The organism is Aureimonas sp. D3 (genome assembly GCF_001463805.1).
Taxonomy (GTDB): Bacteria; Pseudomonadota; Alphaproteobacteria; order Rhizobiales; family Rhizobiaceae; genus Aureimonas; species Aureimonas ureilytica_A.
Genome location: NZ_BBWM01000116.1, coordinates 1 through 257, shown reverse-complemented (window position 1 = coordinate 257; position 257 = coordinate 1). Strand labels below are relative to the sequence as shown.

Annotated in this window: 1 protein-coding gene; it reads right to left on the bottom strand. The window is 68.1% G+C overall.

Features of this window, described 5'->3' with window-relative positions:
* A partial coding sequence (locus tag AUL36_RS23060; RefSeq protein ID WP_156418561.1) for a calcium-binding protein occupies positions 1-257 on the bottom strand: 257 nt, incomplete at both ends.

The following is a 257-nucleotide window of genomic DNA, read 5'->3' as shown; positions in this document are numbered from 1 at the left end:
TGATGGTGTCGTCGCCGCTTGTGGCGGCGGCGGTCAGGACCATGGCGCGCATGTCGGCCTGGGACCAGACCGTTCCATCGTCGAAGACGACCTGCTCGATGCCCCGACCATTGGCGGTGCCGATGCCGTTGACGAGCTTGATGGATCCGCCGTCGCCGGCGCCCGAGCTGGTCTCGGCGATCACCAGCGTGACAGCCTCGCCGCTGCGGGTGAAGCTGATGGCGGAGGGATCGACGCCGGACAGCACCAGCTTGTCG